Source organism: Streptomyces sp. NBC_00353, assembly GCF_036108815.1.
Lineage (GTDB): Bacteria > Actinomycetota > Actinomycetes > Streptomycetales > Streptomycetaceae > Streptomyces.
On sequence record NZ_CP107985.1, the window covers coordinates 8418447 to 8436686 of the forward strand.

The window sequence follows — 18240 nt, forward strand, 5'->3', positions numbered from 1 at the left end:
TTGGCGGTCTGTGCCCTCCGCGCTCGCGGACGGGGGCGGTTCTGGTCCGGTGTCGGCCCAGGGGCGGCGAGGTCGAGCACCGTCCGCCCGGGACGAATCCCGCCCTGGAAGGCTGAGCCCGGACGGGAGGGGATGCGCATTCGACGAACGGCGGGTGCCGGGGGTCGCACCCCCGGCACCCGCCGCGTTGGTCCGGTCGGCGCCTCCGCGGGGGATCCCGCGGAGGCGCTCGCTCACTTGCCGAGCAGGTAGGCCCGTTCCACGGTCTGCCGGACCGTGTTGCCCGCCTTGTCGGAGGCCGTGACCCGCAGGGTCACGTAGGCGCCCTGCCGGTGCTCGCCCGGCCGCTCGACGGTGGCGGTGAACCGGTTGTGGCCGCGGTCCTTGACGCGGACCTGGCCCTTCCAGGTCTTGCCGTCGTCGAAGGAGGCCTCGACCTTGAGCCTGACCCCGGTGGGGGCGGTGAGCCCGTCCTGGTTTCTGACGGTCAGGTCGAGGTCGTGCCGCTTCCCGCCGCCGACGGTGTTCGACAGGTCGGCCCGGACCCCGTAGTCGACCTGGAGGAGGGGCAGCAGGGTTTCCTTCGCCGCGGTGTCGGAGCGGAAGCTCCAGGACGTGGCGGTCCTCGTCCCGGTCTGCCAGTACTCGGTCTTGCGCTCGGTCGTCAGGTCCAGACGGTAGCCGGCCTTCCCCGCGGGTACGGAGAAGATCCCCCAGGCGCCCGCGGCCTCGCTCACCTTCTTGCCGTCGCGGTACAGGACGGCCGCCACAGTGTCGCCCTGGGGGTAGGACGGATCGTCCGCCGTCCCGGGCGTTCCGGTCCTTCCGATGCCGCCACCGGTGGAGGGAACCTGCCTGCGGCCCCAGTGGCCCGCCACCGCGTCCGTGTACTCCGGGATCGCCAGGCTGAGGAGGTCACCGTTCCGTACGGAGGGACGGCTGAAACCGCGCGGGATGGACGGCCGCACCACGGCCTTGTACCACTCCTCCGTGGCCTTCTCGCCCGCCTTGAAGGTGCGGGGGGCGTCACGCAGACCCGACTGCAGCGCCCCGCCGTAGAACAGGTCGGGACCGGTGACGAAGTCGACGTCGTGCATCCACTGCGTGTCCCCGGAGGTGACGTACTCGGTGCGTGTCCTGCCCGTCGGAACCCAGCGCGAGGTCTCCCAGGCGACCTCGGCGTAGGGGCGCCAGCTGAAGCGCTGCTCGCTGGTCCACCCCAGTGCGCTGTTGTTCGCGTAGGACGCCTTCACCTGGGCGGTGTTGCGGTCCGAGACGGTGTACGTCACGTCCTGCGGGACCTGCTGCCACTGCGTGGCGATGTCGTACAGGTACGGGCTCGCGACCGTCCCGGAGATGTCGACGACGGCCTTGCGCTCGGCCATGTACCGCAGCAGCTCGGCGCCGTCGGCCGCGGTCATCCTCACCACCGGGATGGCGGAGCGGGTGTCCATCGGCTTCCAGCGGGTCCAGGCGATGAGGCCCTCGGGCAGGACGATCACGACGCCCTTGGCACCCGCCTTCGCGGCCGTCTCCGCCAGGTCGTACCCGTCCATCGCGTAGTCGTCGCGGATCACGGCGAGCTTGCCCCGCACGGTGCCGGGCCGCAGGTCCGGCTTGTCCCTGGTCCCCGCGTCCACGGCGACCAGTTGCTCGCCCCGGGGGTCGAACGGCGCGGACTGCTTGGCGTAGTACGGCTTCAGGTCGAAGCCGGCGCCGCGAACCTCGGTCCTGAGCTCGGGGGCGGTCATCTCGAAGCGGGCATTGAACTCGAAGGCGCCCTCGGTGACCTTGGACGTGGGGTTCACGTACAGGTCCACGGCCCCGCCGCCGTCCTCGTAGTAGATGCCCATGGTCTGCTCGACGCCGTCGATCTTCCGGTACATCTGGTAGGTCACGTTGTTGCGCCGCTCGGCCGGTTCGGGGGTGCGCACGCGCACCAGCTTGGCCTTGCGTGCGTCCAGGGTGACGGTCGTGTCCTTGGTGACCTTCACCTCGGGATTGACGACCTGGATCAGCCGGACTCCGTCGCCCCCGTCCTCCGCCAGCGTGCCGCCGACGAGGTAGGTGCCCTCCTCGACCTCGGCGACCAGGGGGTCCGAGCTGATGAACCGGGCTTCGGTGTCCCCGCCGAACAGGTCCACCAGCGCCCATCCCACGGGTTGCCCGTCCGGTCCCCGGGAGTCGATGGTGACCTGGTGCATCGGGGCGCGCACCCACAGGCTGACGGTGGTGTGGACCGACACGCCCTCGGCGGACGTGGCGGTGACGTAGCCGTAGTAGGTGCCGCGGCCCGCCTTCGCCGGGTCGATGCCGACCGGCACCTCCACGGTCGCGCCGGGGGCGACCCGGACGGTGTCCGCACCCAGCGTCAGCGCCTGCGCGGGCAGTTGCTTGCCGCCCTTGGACGTCAGCGCGGCACGCAGACTCAGGGACACCTCCTTCCCGGAGGAGTTGGCGTAGCGGACCACTCCGGCCCGCTCCACCGGGGATCCGGCCCTGTCGAACGGGCCCATGACGATCGTGCCGGTGGCGGTCACGGGGGAGGTGAACGCCGCCTTGACGTCGACGCGGCCGCCGCCCTGCTGGGTCGGCACCTGACCGGACACCGTGTGGGAGGTGCTGATCAGCGCGTCCTTGAGCTGCTCGGCTCCCCAGCCGGGGTGCTGACCGGCCAGCAGAGCCGCCGCACCGGCGACGTGAGGCGTGGCCATCGACGTGCCGTCGGCTGCGACGTAGTAGTCGTCGACCGGGACGCCCATGGTCGTGCCGGTGGCGCGCGCGGCGACGATTCCGACGCCCGGAGCGGTGATGTCCGGCTTGGCCGCCCTGTCGCCGAAGCGCGGGCCGCGGCTGGAGAAGGAGGCCAGCGAGTCGTCGCGGTCGACGGCGCCGACGGTGAGGGCGGCATCGGCCGCGCCGGGCGACCCGACCGTCATCTCGCCCCGCTCGCCGGCATTGCCCGCAGCGACGACGAAGAGCGCCCCGCTGCTGCGGGAGATCTCGTTGACCGCCAGGCTCATCGGGTCCGTGCCGTCGGTCTCCATGTCCGCGCCCAGGCTCATGTTGACGACCTTGGCGCCCTGGCCCGCAGCCCACTCCATGCCCGCGATGACCTGGGACTCGCTGCCGGAGCCGTTGTCCCCGAGCACCTTGCCGATCAGCAGGTCGGAGCTGGGCGCGACGCCCTTGCGGAGGCCGCCCGAGGCGGCGCCGCTACCGGCGGCGGTGGCGGCGACATGCGTACCGTGGCCGAAGTGGTCCTCGGTCGAGCCGCTGGCGGAGAAGTCCTTCGCCTCGCTCACGCGGCCCGCGAGGTCGGGATGCGTCTGATCGGCGCCGGTGTCGAGGACCGCGACCTTGACGCCCTCGCCGTGGTAGCCGGCCGCCCACGCGGCCGGCGCGTTGATCTGCGCGGTGCTGCGGTCCAGCGTGGGACGCACCTTGTGGTCCAGCCAGATCTTCGGAGTCGTGGCCGCCGCGCTCGCGACGGACGCGCCCGCCGGAGGTACGAGCTTCTTCCAGAAGGCGGGCAGGTCGTCGTCGGCGACGCGCAGCGCCTGGGCGTCGATGCTCGGCAGGCGCCGCGGCTCGGCGGAGCCCTCGTGGAACTCGGCGAGTGCGTCCACCCGCTTGGCCGCCGCACGCGCCGAACCCTTGGGCGCGGACACGATCAGGGGCAGGGCGTCGGCGTGCGTCTCGTCGTACCCCTGGGCGATGAGGCCCGCGACGTCGAAGAGCCCCGCGTCCAGCCGCTCCGTGCGGACCAGCGCCGCCGCGTCGGAGGGCAGCACCGTCAGGGCGCCGTCCTTCTCGGTGATCTGGAAGAAGACGTTCTCACGGCCCGGCGCGCGCTGCACCGACGCAGTCTTCTTGCCGTTCGGCGCGTCACTGACGGTGACCCGGTCGCCGGTGATCAACCGCAGGGTGCTCGTGCGGTCGTGCGGTGCCGGCGTGCGTGCCTCGGTCCCTCGCGGGGACTGGGCGGCGACGGGCGTGATCGCGCTCGTCGCCATCACTGCCGACATCGATATCACCGCCCAGAGGCGGATCCGTCTCATTGGTGTGTACAGCCTTTCTGTTGTCCCGACATCTGGGCACAGCATCTGTGAGCGGGCGTCATGACCACACGGATCCAGCGCGTCCCACCTGGGAAATATGAGTCGAACGACATCCGGCCCCGACATGTACCTCGACCGGATCGGCCGCCCTTCCGCGCATCACGTGTCCGCTCGTCGGAGTGTGTTGAGCCGGTGACCGCAGAGGTGTTGGCGAAGGACGGGTCGGGGACCCGGATCGTCGCCGCTTTCGGCCGCAGTCAGCGGCGTTGCGGGTTCGACCGAGACCCACAGGGACTGCCGACCTGCACGGCCGGCGTACATCCGGCAACCGGCATCAATCCTGTCGATGTCGCCGCCGGACGGTCCCCTGCCATGAGCAAAACCCCTCCGTACAAACTTGGTTCACAGGCCGTTCGGAATCATCTGCCGAGCAAACCGGCCGCGTCACCTCCCTCAGGTGGCACAAGTGCGCCATGTCCAAACTGCGACACGCGTGGCCCGCGCCGTCTGCAGGCTGTTCAGCGCGGTGGTGTGCGAGAGGTTGAAGCGTGCCCGCCATCTGTTCGGACGAGGACCGACGACGAGATCCTCGAACGCCTCGCGGGTCCCGTCGAGGAGCGGGCCCTCGCCTGAGGCGCATGTACTCGTCTTCGAGGGCGCAGCCGACGACGGGGTCCTGAAGACGGGCCGCAAGGGCTGTGGCACGTTCGAAGTCACTGTCACGGGGCGGGCGTCGCACGCGGGTCTTGAGCCCGGAGCCGGGGTCAACGCCCTGATTGAAGCCTCGTACCGGGTGCTGGACATCGCGGCACTCGGACGACCCGCGCTCTCGGGGTGCCGACACTCGACGGCTCGGGAGCGGTCGGCGGCGGTGCGCACGCCGGCCACGAGTACCTGGTGATCGACGCCATGGCCGAGCGGACGAACCTCGTCGCAGGCCTGCTGAACGCGATCCGGAACTCGTAGGGGAGGAGCCCACGGACGAACGGTTGTGGGCCCGGCAGTCACTGCCGGGCCCCATGTCATCCGTTCACCTCACGAGGTCCTGGCCGGACCCTCCTCAGGGGAAGGACACCACCGTCGAGGGCACGGTCGAGGTGCCGGACGTGGGCGAACCGGTGCTGTTGATCACGTGCTCGTACTGTCCCTGGCCACCCAGGGACACCACCAGCAGATCGTGGAACTTCACCCCGGGCTTCACCGGGGCCTCGAAGCCGTGGTCCTGACGGATCGTCGGATCCACATTGAAGTAGCAGTAGCTGCCCAGGCCCCAGCCCTCGTGGTTGTTGACCGAGTCCGCGACCTTGTAGGCGGCGTACCCCTTGATGGTGCCGTTCTGGACGGCGGCCTGGTTCGGTGCGTCGTACGCCTTCTCGTTCTGGAAGAAGATCGTCCTGCCGTTCTCGCCGTTCCACTGCACGTCGTACTTGTTGAAGTGCTCGACGAAGAGGCCGGTGACGAGGACGTCGTCACCGTCGACCCGGAGCCCGTAGTCGGCCCGGTTGGTCTCCCAGCCGACCCCTTCTCCGTGGTCGGCGCGCCAGATCCAGGTGTGGTCGACGATGGTGTCGTCGTTGTTGACGACCATGCTGGTGGTGGCCTTGCCGGCGCCCGCGCCGCCGATCCGGACGAACACGTCCTGCACCGTGGTCGGATTCGCCGAGTGGTCGGCAGAGGCGCCCTCGGGGCCCACCTGGAGCAGTACCGAGGAGTTCTGCGGACCGGCGTCGATCAGGAGAGCGGCGAGCTTCACGCCGTCCACGTCGCCGACCTTGATCGCTGTCACGCCGTTGTCCGGGATGATCGTCGCGAGCCCCAGACCGAGGACGACCGTGTTCGCCCGGTCGATGTTTATGGTCTGGTCCACGTGATAGACGCCGGGCGTGAACAGCAGGTGCAGGCCCTGCTGGACCGCGGCGTTGATGGTCTGTGCGGTGGCGCCGGGCTTGACCACGTAGAACTGGCTCAGCGGGATGGACTCGCCCTGCGGCGTACCGTTCCAGGAGACGCCGCGCGCGTTGGTGCGCTTGGCCGGGACGAAGACCTTGTACTCGGAGCCGTCCAGGTAGAGGAACGGCTTCTCACGGGAGACCGGGGTGGTGTCGAGCGTGGTGTACGGAGGGGCGGGGAAGCTCTGCGCGGGTGCGCCCTCGACTCCGGAGAACGTCATGTTCCAGACGCCGTTGGTCCAGCCTCCGACCGAGCTGTCACGGGTGTACCACTGCTGCTGGGAGTACGGGCCGACCTGGCCGTCGATCTTGCTGTCGGCGATGTAGCCGCCGCTGGCCCAGCCGTAGCCGTCGGGCGCCAGATTGAGCCCGCCCTTGACGTGCATCCGCCGGAACGGCGCGGCCTGCGACACGGCCCAACGGTCCGTGCCGTTCACCGGGTTGAGCGCCAGGTTCTCCGCCGAGCGCCAGAAGTTCTGCGTGGCGTTCCCGTTGAACCAGCCGGCGTCGACGGTCACGTCACCGTTGAAGGTCGTGTCGTCCGGCTTGAGGCCGAGCCCCGCGATGGAGGTGTAGAAGCCGAGCTGTGCGTTGATGTTGTTGTACGTGCCCGGCTTGAACAGCAGCGCATAGCGGCCGTTCCCGAACTGCGCGGACTCCTGCTGCTTGAAGATCTCGTCGACCTTGGCCTGGATGCCGGGCGTCGACGGGTCGAAGACCAGCACATTGGGTCCGAGGTCGCCGCCGCCGGGAATCTGCGGGCCGCCCTGGCCGCCGGTGGTACCGAACACCTGGAACTCCCAGAGCGAGTAGCCGTACGGGGTGGCCCGGGAGGTGCCGGTCAGCCGGACGTAGCGGGCGGTGCCGGAGACGTTCAGGGTCTCCGTGCCGCCGGGGCCGCTGGTGGTGGAGTAGGCGGTGGTCCACGTGCTGTTGTCGGTGGAGAACTCGATCCGGTAGCCGTTGGCGTAGGCCGCCTCCCACTTCAGCACGATCTGGGAGACCGAGGCGGAGGCGCCCAGATCGACCTTGATCCACTGCGGGTCGGAGAAGGCGCTCGACCACCGGGTGCCGTCGTTGCCGTCCACGGCGGAGGTGGCGGGGGTGCCGGCGTTCTCCTCGCTGGAGGACGTCACCGTTCTGCCCTGGGAGAGCAGTGAGGGCGCCGCGCTTGCCGGGGTCGCGGGGACGAACGCCAGCAGCGAGATGACGAGACCGACGACGACGGCGAGCACACCGGTACGTCGTCCGTCCGATGAACGGGCAGGTCTGCGGAGCACGGGGGGTGCGTACATGGGGGTTCGTCTCCTGAGTCGTGGTGCGGGTGCACGACGCGCAGCCTGAGAGCGCTCTCAGGCTACGAAGGATACTTCTCTCTTGACTGGGACACGTCAATAGGTGTGCAACGAGCGCTGGGTCAGGGCCTGTTGGGAACAAGAGTTGAACGAATGGCGTGCGCCGACCGCCTCATCGGTTCGCACTGTCGACGGCGGCGCCGGGAGGCTGACGGAGTGTCGGCTTCAAGGGGTGTCGCCGGACGGCCGTGGCGACAGCCGGACCGTCCGCAGCGGCTCGCGCGGCGGGCGGGCCCGCCACTCGCGCGGGTAGCCGATCGACACCTCCTCGAACCGCACCCCGTCGTGATGGGTCACCCGTGGGATGTGCAGATGCCCGTAGATCACGGCCGCGGCCCGGAACCGGCGATGCCAGTCCCGGGTGAGCTCCGTCCCGCACCACTGCGCGAACTCCGGGTGCCGCAGCACGTCCGTCGGTTCACGCACCAGCGGGTAGTGGTTCACCAGGACCGTGCGGTGGTCCTCGGGGATGCCGGCCAGCCGCAGCTCGGTCTCCCGTACCCGCGCCCGGCACCAGTCGTCGCGCGTCGGGTACGGATCGGGGTGGAGGAAGTGCTCGTCGGCGCAGACGATACCGGCCCTGTGGGCGATGGCCAGGGACTCGTCCCTGGTGGTCGCCCCGGGGGCGCGGAACGTGTAGTCGTACAGCAGGAAGAGGGGGGCGACGGTCACCGGCCCGTCCGCGTCCTCCCACACCGGATAGGGGTCCTCGGGGGTGAGGACGCCCAGGCTTCGGCAGAGGTCGACCAGGTGGAGGTAGCGTGCCTCGCCGCGCAGTCGCACGGGATCGCTCGGGTGGGTCCACAGCTCGTGGTTCCCGGGGACCCAGACGACTTTCGCGAAGCGCTCGCTGAGCAGCGCCAGTGCCCGCTCGATATCGGCGACCTTCTCGCCGACGTCACCTGCGACGATGAGCCAGTCGGCGTCGGTGCCCGGGTGCAGGGACGAGACGATGTCACGGTTGTCGGCGTACGCGACGTGCAGGTCGCTGACGGCCAGCAGCTGTCCGTTCAGGGCAAGAACTCCTCGCTCCGTGGGCATCGCCCGGCAGCCACTCTATCGGCATGCCGCGCGAGGCCGCCGATAGCCTTTCAGGGAAACGGTGTTCGACCGGGGTGGCGGTTCGGGACAGTCGTGTGCTCTGCCGCCCCCCGGCGGCCCATGCGTACCGGCGTAGCATGATCCCCATGGAACAGCGCACACTGGGCAGGACCGGACAGGACGTATCCGTCGTCGGACAGGGCACCTGGCAGCTCGGCGGTGACTGGGGCGAGGTGCGGGAGGCGGACGCCTTCGGCGTCCTGGACGCGGCCGTCGAGTCGGGTGTCACCTTCTTCGACACGGCGGACGTGTACGGCGACGGCCGCAGCGAACAGCTCATCGGCCGCTATCTGAAGGACCGCCCGGACGCCGGTGTGTTCGTTGCCACCAAGATGGGGCGGCGCGCCGACCAGGTCCCGGAGAACTACGTCCTCGACAACTTCCGGGCGTGGAACGACCGCTCGCGGGCCAACCTCGGCGTCGACACGCTCGACCTCGTGCAGCTGCACTGCCCGCCCACCGCCGTCTACTCCTCGGACGAGGTCTACGACGCGCTCGACACCCTCGTCGCCGAGCAGCGGATCGCCGCCTACGCGGTAAGTGTCGAAACGTGCGCCGAGGCGCTCACCGCCATCGCCCGCCCCGGCGTCGCGAGCGTCCAGATCATCCTCAACCCGTTCCGTCTCAAGCCGCTCGACGAAGTCCTCCCGGCTGCCCGTGCGGCGGGTGTGGGCATCATCGCGCGGGTCCCGCTCGCCTCCGGACTGCTCTCGGGGAAGTACACCAAGGACACCGTCTTCGCCCCCGAGGACCACCGCTCGTACAACCGTCATGGCGAGGCGTTCGACCAGGGCGAGACCTTCTCCGGCATCGAGTACGGGAACGGGGTGGCCGCGGCTGCCGAGTTCGCCGAACTCGCACCGCAGGGGGCGACACCGGCCCAGACCGCGCTGCGCTGGATCATCCAGCAGCCCGGAGTCACCGGCGTCATCCCCGGCGCGCGCTCCGTGGAGCAGGCCCGGGCCAACGCGGCGGCCGCGTCGCTTCCGCCGTTGCCCCAGAGCACACTCGACGCGGTGCGGGACCTCTACGACCGTAGGATCCGCGCGGAGGTCCACCACCGCTGGTAGGCGGAAGTCGCGGCTGACCGGGCCGGCCCGGTCAGCCGGTGAGATCGACCCGTACGGTCAGCAGGTTCGTGCCGACCGCCCGGACCGCGGCGCTGTTGAGGCGCGGCAACGTCCTGAGTCGTGCGCGGGCGTCGTCCTGCGGAACCAGGTGGGCGGTCCCGGCATGCCAGCGTCCCTTGATCCGGACCCTCACCCGCGGGTCGGCCTGGATGTTGCGCACGTACTGCGACTTCTCGCCGTACTCCGAGACCAGCCAGAACTCGTTCCCGACGCGGCGTCCGCCGACCGGCGTCCGGCGGGGGAGTCCGGAGGTGCGTCCCGTGGTTTCCAGAAGTGTCTGATACGGCAACTGTCGGACCATCGGATTGCCGATCCGCCGCTGGAACGACGTGACGGCCCGGAACTTCATCTCGTGATACCGCGACATGCGTGACTCTCCCCGTCGGTGCCGGTGACGCTCGCCGGAGGCCAACCTAGTCGAGGGGCCGGGCACGGCACAGGATCCGGCGGCGCCGTGGGATCAGCTCAGAGCCGTGCCGCGCGCGACCAGCAGCGCAACATCGGCCCCGGCCAGGCCGAGCGTGGCCAGGAACGGCAGACGGCTGTCGGGGGAGGTGCCCAGCGGGAGGCACAGGACGACGGCCGGCACCCCGGTCACCGCGAGGCCCGTCCAGCCCATGGCGTCCGGCGGTCCGGGCGGGCCGAGAACGAGGACGGCCGAGGCCGCCAGCAGCGTGAGCGCCGCGACGGTACGGGACCGGTGCCGGCCCAGGCGCTGGGGCAGGCCCCGGACGCCCGCGGCCAGGTCGGCATCGATGTCGGGGAGGACGTTGATGAAGTGCGCACCCACCCCGAGCAGGGCGCCCGCGGCCACCACCCAGGCGGCGGGCCAGGGGCGGCCCGGCAGCGCGAGGGTGAGGAAAGCGGGCAGAAGTCCGAACGCCAGCGCGTAGGGCAGCCACGACCACCGCGTCCGTTTGACGCCGAGGTTGTACGACCATCCGGCGGCCACCCCGATCAGATGCGCGCCGCCCGCCGCCGCGCCGTTCGCGAGGGACAGGGGAGCGCACAGTACGAGCGCAGCACACGCCGCGACCGACACGCTACGCACCTGCACCTCGCCCGCCACGAGCGGCTTGTCGCGCCGGTGTGCCGCGGTGTCCCGCGCGAGGTCGATGCGGTCATTGCTCCAGCCGACGGAGAGCTGTCCGGTGAGCACGGCCAGGGCGACCAGACAGCTGCCGAACACGTCGCGCCCCGCTGCGACGGCCAGGGCGGTGATCAGGGCGGTCACGGCCAGCGCGGGGGCCGGGTGGGCCGACAGGAGGAGCGCCAAGGCGCCGCGGCCCGGGCCACCCGCACGCGCTGCACCCTCCGCCGGTGCCGGTGCCGGTGCCGGTGCCGGCGCGGGCGAGGCGGCCGACAGGAAGAGCGCCTGAAAAGTCTGATTCATGATGTTCGATCAAAACATCTCTTTCGCGCCTATGGTGACGGAATGACGCGAATCATCGCGGTCCATGGTGTGCTCCCGCCGCACCGGTACGAGCAGTCCGGGATCACCGACGCCTTCGCCGACATGTGCCTGCCTCCGGGCGCCGACCGCGGCGTGCTGGAACGCCTGCACCGGTCCGCCGGTGTAGGCGGCCGCCATCTGGCCCTGCCCCTGGAACGGTACGCCGTGCTGAGTGGTTTCGGCGAGGCCAACGACGCGTTCATCGAAGTCGCCCTGGAGCTCGGGGAACAGGCCGTACGCGGCGCCCTGGACCGGTCGGGCCTGTACCCGGGCGACATCGACCTGGTCATCTCCACCTCCGTCACCGGCATCGCCGCCCCGTCCCTGGAGGCGCGGCTCGCCGGGCGGATCGGGCTGCGGTCCGATGTGAAACGCGTACCGATCTTCGGGCTCGGCTGCGTGGCCGGGGCCGCCGGCCTTGCCCGGCTCCACGACTACCTCGAGGGCCACCCGGACCAGGCCGCGCTGCTGCTCTCCGTCGAACTCTGTTCGCTGACCCTGCAACGTACCGACACATCCGTGCCGAACCTGGTGGCGGGCGCACTGTTCGGTGACGGCGCCGCTGCGGTCCTCGCGGTCGGCCGGGACCACCCGCAGCGTCAGGAACAGTCCGGGCCCGTGGTGGTCGCGACCCGCAGCAGCCTCTACCCCGGCACCGAACGCACACTGGGCTGGGACATCGGTGACCAGGGCTTCCGGATCGTCCTCGGCGCCGACCTCCCGAACCTGGTACGCGAGACCCTGGGCGACGAGGTGCACTCCTTCCTCTCCGACCACGACCTCAAGACGCAGGACGTGACGGCCTGGGTCTGCCACCCAGGAGGTCCTCAGGTACTCGAAGCCGTACGCGAGACGCTGGATCTGCCCGCCCGCGCACTGGAACTGGCCTGGCGTTCGCTGGCCGAGGTCGGCAATCTGTCCTCAGCCTCCGTCCTGCATGTCCTCAGGGACACCCTGGCGCTGCGCTCACCACCGCCCGGAACTCCGGGACTCCTCCTCGCGATGGGGCCCGGCTTCTGCACCGAACTCGTCCTGCTCCGCTGGTAGCCGCCCCGTGATTCCCTACACCGTCCTCGTTCTTCTGGTCGCCGTCGAGCGCCTCGCCGAACTCGTCACCGCCCGACGCAATGCCGCCTGGAGCCGGCGCCACGGCGCGGCGGAGTACGGGCAGGGTCACTACCCCGTCATGGTCGCCCTCCACACCGGCCTGCTGGCCGGCTGCCTGGCGGAGACCTGGCTCGGCGGCCGCCCCTTCCTGCCCGCACTCGGCTGGCCGATGCTCGTCCTGGCCCTGGGCGCCCAGGGCCTGCGCTGGTGGTGCATCACCACGCTGGGGCCGCGCTGGAACACCCGCGTCATCGTGGTGCCGGACCTGCCGCTCGTCACCGCCGGCCCGTACCGGTGGCTGAGCCACCCCAACTACGTCGCCGTGATCGTCGAGGGCCTCGCACTGCCACTCGTCCACACCAACTGGCTCACCGCGACCGCCTTCACCCTGCTCAACCTGCCGCTCCTCGCGACCCGCGTACGGTGCGAGAACACCGCCCTGGCCGGGGCCGCACCGGCAGCGCCGTGATCGACCTGCTGGTCGTCGGCGGCGGACCCGCCGGCCTCGCCACCGCGATCCACGCCGCCGAGGCCGGGCTCGAAGCGGTGGTCGCCGAACCGCGCCCCACCCCGATCGACAAGGCCTGCGGCGAGGGGCTCATGCCGGGCGCCGTGAACGCTCTGGCCGGACTCGGCGTCACCGTCGCCGGACACCCGCTGCGCGGGATCCGCTACCTCGACGACCGCCACCGGGCAGAAGCCCACTTCGCACCCGGCCCCGGTCGCGGTGTCCGCCGCACCGAACTGCAGACCGCCCTGGCCCGCCGCGCCGCGGAACTCGGCGTGCGGGTGATCCCCGTGCGGTCGGGCAGCGTCCGGCAGAGCGCCGACAGCGTGTACGCGGCGGGTGTCACCGCCCGCTACCTGGCCGCCGCCGACGGCCTGCACTCTCCGATCAGACGCCAACTCGGCCTGGATTTGCCGGACCCACGCCCCCCGAGGTTCGGGCTGCGCCGCCACTTCGCGATCGAGCCCTGGACGGACTGCGTCGAGGTGCACTGGTCACCATGGGCAGAGGCCTACGTCACGCCGCTGGGCCCACGCCTGGTCGGCGTCGCCGTCCTGACCACGGAACGCGGCCCGTTCGACGGCCACTTGGCCCGCTTCCCCGTCCTGGCACGGCAGCTGCCGGCGAGCGCCACCACGCCGGTGCGCGGCGCCGGACCGCTGCGCCAGCGGGTCGGCGCCCGTGTGGCAGGGCGGGTCCTGCTGGTGGGGGATGCCGCGGGATACATCGACGCCCTGACCGGTGAAGGAGTCTCGCTGGCCCTCGCCGGAGCCGCTCAACTGGTGCGCTGCGTCCGGGACGACCGGCCGCAGGCGTACGAGCGGGCGTGGCGCAGGGTCTCCCGTCGCCACCGCCTGCTCACCGAATCGCTGCTCCGGGCCCGGCAGCACCCACGACTGGCGCGCCGCATCGTCCCGGCCGCGAGCCGTCTCCCCACGGCCTTCACCAGCCTGGTCAACCAGCTGGCCTGAGCGCGGTCCGGCAGCGTCCACCCGTACCGGACGGCCTGTCGCGACGGGTTACGCCAGGGGCTGTGCGATCAGCGAGGGCGCAGCCGGCCGGCGCCGCCGCGTCAACCAGCCGACCAACGTACAGACGGCACCCGCGAGGGCAAGCACCACGCCGAGCAACACGCCCAGCCCCAGCAGCACCGGTGCGGTGGCGTCGTCGAGCACCCGTCCGCGCACGGCCGTCACGGGCACGGTCCCGGAGGCCTCGCTCGCGAAGTAGCGCGAGTCGTTGGAGTTCGCACGGTGGTCGCCGAGAAGGAACATCCGCCCGGCCGGTACCTTCACGTCGTACGGTCCGTGCCCGCCGTCGACCTCTCCGTCCTTCAGATAGGGCTCCTTGAGCGGGGCGTCGTTGACGGTCAGGCGTGTGCCGTCGAAGACCACATGGTCGCCCCCCAGACCGATCACGCGCTTCAGCACCGGCTTGCCCTCGAACCGGTCCGGCAACCCGAAGAGCACCACATCGCCCCGCCGCACCTCCGCGCCGGACGTCTTTGCGATGACAATCCGGTCGCCCGGAGCGTACGTGGGCTCCATCGACCCGCCGGCGGGGATGACCGTCGTGTAGTCGCTGCGGACGGTCCGGAGTGCGCCCGCTGCCAGCACGATCCCCAGCACGGCAAGCACCGCCCCCGTGATCGACAACCCACGCCCAGCGCGCCGCATCCGCCGATCTCCCCTCATGACCACTCACCCCACCCATGTGGCTGCAGCGACACCGTAGAGGGTCCCTCCCGGCGGGACCGCAGGGGGTCCGGGTCGAGTGGCGGCTGGGCCGGGGCGGCTATTCCAGGCCGGAGACCTGAAACACGGTTCGGGCCGTCCGGCGGTCGATACGGTCTCCGAGCTGCCGCAGCGCCGTCGACCCGCGGAGCAGTGTCCCGCGCTCCACGCAGGCGCGGGCGTCCTGGTCCAGCCGGTGCCACAGCGCCGGGTTGGCGACGAACACCCGTGGGTCGACCTCGACCCGGCAGCCGTCGGTGTCGCGCAGCAACAGACGCTGCAAGACGCCGTCGGACCAGCGGACGGAGACCAGCCGGTCCGTACGCACCGTACGGGCGCGCAGCAGGCTGCGTGAGGAGAACCACCCGACGCCCGCGCAGACCCGTGGCGGCGCCAGGACCACGCACAGCGTCGTGGCCAGGACCGTCCACAGCAGGAGGCGCAGCCAGGTGAGCCGGCCGACGGCCGCGTCGACGGCCAGCAGGCCCCCCAGGAGCGAGGCGGCACAGCCGACCGCGAAGCGCACGTCCCCGGCCCAGTCCTCGTCGTACGCCGTCGTGCCCGCAGGAGGCAGGGCGCGGCCGCGGTGGCCGGAGAGGGCGTCGGGGACTGCGCGGCTGATGTGTCGTTCCATGGCGCCGAGACTAAGGAGGGCGAGGCGGCCGGTCAGCGCGCCTTGACGAAGCACTGACGCCATGGCCGTATCTCCTGACGCATGTCTGACGGTCGCCCGGCAGCCCGGAATCAAGAACGCGTGAAGACGCAGCCGGCCGGCGCCAACAGCTCGCCGGGACCGGGCGCGGGCGGCCAGGGTCGGGCGCAGTCCGAGCGGACCTGGGCAGAGGGAGCCCGTCTCATGTCCGCTCCGACCACCGAGGCCGCGCCGGGCGATGCACGGCCCGGCGCCGAGTAACCTCCCTCGGCAGCTGACCGCGACCGCGCCCGACGGCCATTGATCCCCGGCGCGCCCGTTCAGCGCATCTGACGCCGGACCAGCTCGTGGAGCCGGCCGTTGGTGTCCGCGAGAAGTTCGGCGGGCGGACCCTGCTGGACGACACGGCCGTCCGACATGACGATCACCCGGTCGGCGTCCAGGACCGTGGAGAGCCGATGGGCGATCACGATGCGCGTGGCGTTCAGCGAGCGGGTGCTTTCGATCACGATGCGCTGTGTCTCGTTGTCGAGCGCACTGGTGGCCTCGTCGAAGAACAGGATGCGCGGACGCCGCACCAGTGCCTGGGCGATCATCAGGCGCTGGCGCTGGCCACCGGAGATGGAGCCGCCACCGGCGATCATGGTGTGCAGACCCATCGGCATGCGCCTGATGTCCTCGGCCAGACCCGCCATCGCGGCGGCTTCCCACGCCTCTTCCTGGGTGAAGACCTCGGCGCCGCAGATGCAGTCCAGGATCGATCCGGTGAAGGGCTGGGCGTTCTGCAGGACGACCCCGCAGCTGCGGCGCACGGCCGCCTGGTCGAGGGAGGCCAGGTCCTGGCCGTCGTAGAGCACACTGCCCGACACCGGCTTGTCGAAGCCGATGAGCAGCCTCAGCAGCGTCGACTTGCCGCAGCCGCTGGGGCCGACGATCGCCACGAACTCGCCGGGGCGCACCTGCAGCGACACGTCGTCGAGGACCAGCGGACCGTCATCGGTGTACCGGAAGGAGAGATTGCGCGCCTCGATCTCCCCGGACAGGGCGCCCGGCTGGGTGCTGGCGCCGCGCACCTCGGGGGCCTCGTCGAGCACCGGCTTGATCTGCTCGAACATGGGCAGCGCCGCCGCAGCGGAGACGAACGCACCCGTGAGCTGGGTGATGGACGTCAGCAGCATGGTCACGGACGTGTTGAAGGTCAAGAACGCGCCGGCCGACATCGACCCGCGAGCCGGACCCGCCAGCAGAACGAACATGACCAGCGAACACAGCGGCAGATACACCGCGTTGAGGACGGTCGTCAGATTCTTGATCCGGCCCGCGCGCTGCTGCAGTTCGCGGCTGCGGGCGAACTCCCGCGCCCACGCCGCGTACGCGAAGCTCTCCGCCGCGGCGACCCGCAGTTTGGGCAGCCCTCGCAGTGTCTGGAACGCCTGGTTGTTGAGCTTGTTGCTGAGCTCGACCAGCCGGCGCTGCCACCGCAGCTCCCACAGCCCCATGGTGAGGAACACCGCGGCTATGACGATCAGCATCGCGATCGCCGTGAACGCCAGCGGGACGCTGAAACAGAACAGGAGGACGAGGTTCATCGCCCCGACCGTGCCCGCCTGCACAGCGACCGGACCGATGCCGGACAGCACCCGGCGGATGGCGCTGATGCCCATCGCCGCGCTCGCCAGCTCACCCGTGGAACGCTCGGTGAAGAACTTGGTCGGCAGACGCAACAACCGGTCCCACACCGCAGGTTGGAGAGTGCTCTCGATGCGCCCCTCCATGCGCAGGATGGTGAGGTTCTGCATCAGCATGAAGACGGCCGAGACGATGCTCGTGACGATGATGGCCAGCGAGACCTGCACGATGAGGCTGTTCTCGGCGTTGGGTACGTAGACGCCGAGGACCTGTCCCGTCGCGATCGGCACGAGCGCGCCGAGGGCGACCGTCACCACTCCCGCCAGCGCCAGGTTGCGCATGTCGGCCCGGGTACCGCGCAGACTGAACCGCAGCAGCTGCCACTTGCCCATCGGCCGCTCCGGCAGCGGACGGTAGAACATGACCGCACGCTGTTGGAACTCTTCCGCATTGGCTGCGTCGACGCGGGTGCGCCGGCCGGTCACCGGGTTCACCGCCTCGTACCCGCCGCGGCGCCACAGCAGGGCGACCGGCGCTCCGCTCGCGGCCCGGTGTCCCACCAGGGGCCCGGTGTCCTCCCGCCACCAGCGGCGGTCGAGCCGGACCGGGCGCGTACGGATCCGCGAGCCGACCGCGACACGCTCGACCGGATCGATCCGGTCGCTCACCACACCGCTCTTCGACGGCTCCGAAAGCGTGATCCCCGCCGCCTCGGCCACGAGCCGGCACGCGGCGTACGTCGCGTCGTCGCATGCGCCCGCCGCACGCGAAGAGGCTCTACGGGAGCGCCCGATGGAGGAGAGCAGCGTCCGGTCGGCCTCGTCGCGGACGTCTTCGCCCGCCTTGATGCCGGCTGCCGTGCGGTCCTCGTGCGCGAGCTCCAGCCGTTCGATCCAACGGTCCAGCGCGGACAGCAGCCGGTACTGCTGGCTCACCATGGCCTGCCACATCGCGCCGTCGATGAGCAGGTCGCCTGCCGCCTCCGCGCTGTACGCGGCGCCGTACTGCATGCTGCCGGGGGACACCGGCAGCCACAGGATGTCGTCGTCGGCCACCGTCTCGTCGACGGTGGTCCGGCCGTCCAGCGGTGCTTCGAACAGCACTCGCCGACTGCGGCCGACGCCGAGTGCCACAGCGTGCTCCAGCAGGCTCAGAGCCGTGTCCCCGGTGTCGTACCAGCTGCGGTACTGACCGTCGTACGCCGCGGCATCCGCGTACTCCGGCCGGTACAGCTCACGCAGAGGGATGCGGCGCAGCACGCACTCCTGCAGGGGCCTGCCGATCAGTGTGTGCCGCGGTCCGTCGACGGGACCCAGCAGCAGCGTCCCGGGTTCCAGCCGGCCGAGGAAGTGCCAGTGGCCCTGTTCCGCCGCGTCGACCGCGAACAGGTCCAGGGCGCCGCCCACGACGAGCCACAGCACCTGCGGCCCCTCCAGCGAAAGCCTTCGCAGACCGTGGCAGTCGACCTGTTCGCCGAGCCCTCCCAGGGCGCCGATGACCGCGTCGTGCTCTGCGGGGGACGGGTGCGAGCCCGCGCCCGCGAGATGGTGAACGGATGTCAC

The 18240-nt window shown here is 70.9% G+C and carries 12 protein-coding genes and 1 pseudogene; 5 read left to right on the forward strand and 8 right to left on the reverse strand.

The window, feature by feature from the left end:
• Nucleotides 1–233: 233 nt before the first annotated feature.
• Complete coding sequence (locus OHA88_RS37985) at nucleotides 234–4061, reverse strand: S8 family serine peptidase (protein ID WP_328628841.1); 3828 nt, start codon at nucleotides 4059–4061, stop codon at nucleotides 234–236.
• A 609-nt stretch (nucleotides 4062–4670) separates the two neighbouring features.
• On the opposite strand from OHA88_RS37985, the pseudogene OHA88_RS37990 reads away from it, so the two are divergent.
• Nucleotides 4671–5027: pseudogene (locus tag OHA88_RS37990) on the forward strand (peptidase dimerization domain-containing protein); the annotation flags it as partial.
• Nucleotides 5028–5121: 94 nt separating this feature from the next.
• On the opposite strand, the gene OHA88_RS37995 reads toward OHA88_RS37990, so the two are convergent.
• Nucleotides 5122–7305, reverse strand: coding sequence for a discoidin domain-containing protein (locus OHA88_RS37995; RefSeq protein WP_328628842.1), 2184 nt, complete (start codon nucleotides 7303–7305; stop codon nucleotides 5122–5124).
• A gap of 225 nt (nucleotides 7306–7530) precedes the next feature.
• The gene (locus tag OHA88_RS38000; protein ID WP_326602159.1) at nucleotides 7531–8406 is read right to left on the reverse strand and encodes a metallophosphoesterase family protein; all 876 of its coding nucleotides are present in this window, start codon (nucleotides 8404–8406) and stop codon (nucleotides 7531–7533) included.
• A 137-nt stretch (nucleotides 8407–8543) separates the two neighbouring features.
• Between OHA88_RS38000 and OHA88_RS38005 the strand changes: the two genes are divergently transcribed.
• Nucleotides 8544–9536: an aldo/keto reductase gene (locus tag OHA88_RS38005; protein ID WP_328628843.1), complete on the forward strand. Its 993-nt coding sequence runs from the start codon at nucleotides 8544–8546 to the stop codon at nucleotides 9534–9536.
• Between the two features lie 31 nt (nucleotides 9537–9567).
• Here the strand turns inward: OHA88_RS38005 and OHA88_RS38010 are convergent, their stop codons facing one another.
• On the reverse strand, nucleotides 9568–9963 hold the full coding sequence (locus OHA88_RS38010; RefSeq protein WP_326602156.1) for a nitroreductase family deazaflavin-dependent oxidoreductase: 396 nt from the start codon (nucleotides 9961–9963) through the stop codon (nucleotides 9568–9570).
• A gap of 93 nt (nucleotides 9964–10056) precedes the next feature.
• Nucleotides 10057–10989: a UbiA family prenyltransferase gene (locus tag OHA88_RS38015; protein ID WP_328628844.1), complete on the reverse strand. Its 933-nt coding sequence runs from the start codon at nucleotides 10987–10989 to the stop codon at nucleotides 10057–10059.
• Between the two features lie 42 nt (nucleotides 10990–11031).
• On the opposite strand from OHA88_RS38015, the gene OHA88_RS38020 reads away from it, so the two are divergent.
• Genes OHA88_RS38020 through OHA88_RS38030 form a run of 3 tightly spaced genes read left to right on the forward strand, consistent with a single transcriptional unit; the run spans nucleotide 11032 to nucleotide 13635 of the window.
• On the forward strand, nucleotides 11032–12096 hold the full coding sequence (locus OHA88_RS38020; RefSeq protein WP_328628845.1) for a type III polyketide synthase: 1065 nt from the start codon (nucleotides 11032–11034) through the stop codon (nucleotides 12094–12096).
• 7 nt (nucleotides 12097–12103) lie between these two features.
• The gene (locus OHA88_RS38025) at nucleotides 12104–12625 is read left to right on the forward strand and encodes an isoprenylcysteine carboxyl methyltransferase family protein (RefSeq protein ID WP_326602151.1); all 522 of its coding nucleotides are present in this window, start codon (nucleotides 12104–12106) and stop codon (nucleotides 12623–12625) included.
• A complete protein-coding gene (locus tag OHA88_RS38030) occupies nucleotides 12622–13635 on the forward strand; it encodes an NAD(P)/FAD-dependent oxidoreductase (RefSeq protein WP_328628846.1) in 1014 nt (337 codons plus the stop codon). Before OHA88_RS38025 ends, OHA88_RS38030 begins: the two co-directional genes overlap by 4 nt.
• Before the next feature lie 48 nt (nucleotides 13636–13683).
• Here OHA88_RS38030 and lepB read toward each other — a convergent pair whose 3' ends face one another.
• The 3 genes from lepB to OHA88_RS38045 form a co-directional block, all read right to left on the reverse strand.
• Nucleotides 13684–14340, reverse strand: a complete 657-nt coding sequence (gene lepB, locus OHA88_RS38035; RefSeq protein WP_328628847.1) for a signal peptidase I — start codon at nucleotides 14338–14340, stop codon at nucleotides 13684–13686.
• A 118-nt stretch (nucleotides 14341–14458) separates the two neighbouring features.
• Nucleotides 14459–15094 (reverse strand): hypothetical protein, encoded by a 636-nt coding sequence (locus OHA88_RS38040; protein WP_328628848.1) that lies wholly within the window; start codon nucleotides 15092–15094, stop codon nucleotides 14459–14461.
• A gap of 275 nt (nucleotides 15095–15369) precedes the next feature.
• A complete protein-coding gene (locus tag OHA88_RS38045) occupies nucleotides 15370–18240 on the reverse strand; it encodes an NHLP bacteriocin export ABC transporter permease/ATPase subunit (RefSeq protein ID WP_328628849.1) in 2871 nt (956 codons plus the stop codon).

Coding starts and splice junctions, on each gene's coding strand:
- OHA88_RS37985 (WP_328628841.1), bottom strand. CDS start 4,061: ATGAGACGGATCCGCCTCTGGGCGGTGATATCGATGTCGGCAGTGATG.
- OHA88_RS37995 (WP_328628842.1), bottom strand. CDS start 7,305: ATGTACGCACCCCCCGTGCTCCGCAGACCTGCCCGTTCATCGGACGGA.
- OHA88_RS38000 (WP_326602159.1), bottom strand. CDS start 8,406: ATGCCCACGGAGCGAGGAGTTCTTGCCCTGAACGGACAGCTGCTGGCC.
- OHA88_RS38005 (WP_328628843.1), top strand. CDS start 8,544: ATGATCCCCATGGAACAGCGCACACTGGGCAGGACCGGACAGGACGTA.
- OHA88_RS38010 (WP_326602156.1), bottom strand. CDS start 9,963: ATGTCGCGGTATCACGAGATGAAGTTCCGGGCCGTCACGTCGTTCCAG.
- OHA88_RS38015 (WP_328628844.1), bottom strand. CDS start 10,989: ATGAATCAGACTTTTCAGGCGCTCTTCCTGTCGGCCGCCTCGCCCGCG.
- OHA88_RS38020 (WP_328628845.1), top strand. CDS start 11,032: ATGACGCGAATCATCGCGGTCCATGGTGTGCTCCCGCCGCACCGGTAC.
- lepB (WP_328628847.1), bottom strand. CDS start 14,340: ATGCGGCGCGCTGGGCGTGGGTTGTCGATCACGGGGGCGGTGCTTGCC.
- OHA88_RS38040 (WP_328628848.1), bottom strand. CDS start 15,094: ATGGCGTCAGTGCTTCGTCAAGGCGCGCTGACCGGCCGCCTCGCCCTC.